This is a genomic window from Streptomyces sp. AC627_RSS907, assembly GCF_019049165.1.
The window spans coordinates 1-595 of record NZ_JAGMUE010001571.1 but is presented as its reverse complement, the minus strand read 5'-3'; the positions used below and the strand labels follow the sequence as shown (position 1 = coordinate 595).

1 protein-coding gene is annotated in these 595 nt (G+C 68.4%); it reads left to right on the top strand.

Translation table 11 applies throughout. From position 1 onward, the window contains the following. Positions 1-128 precede the first annotated feature (128 nt). Positions 129-278 (top strand): hypothetical protein, encoded by a 150-nt coding sequence (locus KUM32_RS43050; RefSeq protein ID WP_217146981.1) that lies wholly within the window; start codon positions 129-131, stop codon positions 276-278. Positions 279-595: the final 317 nt, after the last annotated feature.

The window sequence follows — 595 nt, the reverse complement described above, 5'->3', positions numbered from 1 at the left end:
ATGTGACGGCACGCACCTTTCAAAGTTCTGCGATCAAGAGAGTTTGGGTGTAGAATCTAAGGCATGCAGGGCGAGATGTCCTGCGAATCTCTAGCTGAACTACCTCAATCAACGACGATTCTTCAGGAGTGAGCTACCCCTTGTACACGATCGAGATGGCTTATGCCCGCATGCGTGAGCTGCAGGAGCTGGCCAACCGCTCGCGTGCTCAGCAGGCTGCGCAGCAGCAGCGCGAGACCTCGGCCAAGGCCCACAAGGGCCGGGCCAAGAAGCGCTGACCGCAGCCGCACCGCATCGACCTGATGCGGCCTGACGCCGAGCGTCAGGCTCGCGCACTCCGGCGCCCACGCGTCCCGCCGGAGCCGCGCCCTCAGCAGGACGCGTCACGGCGGCAGGGCACGGGGCAGCACCAACCCCCCGGCCTGCCGCTTCTCCATGTCCAGGGCCCGCCCCGCGACGCCCGTACGCGCCACCGGCGCACACGGGCTCGCACCGGCACCGGCGCGCCGATGCGGAGCTACCCCGCACGGCGCGAACCACTGGCACCACCGAGTTCCCCCTCCCATCGGCGGTACAGCGCGTGCGGCACCCCGGC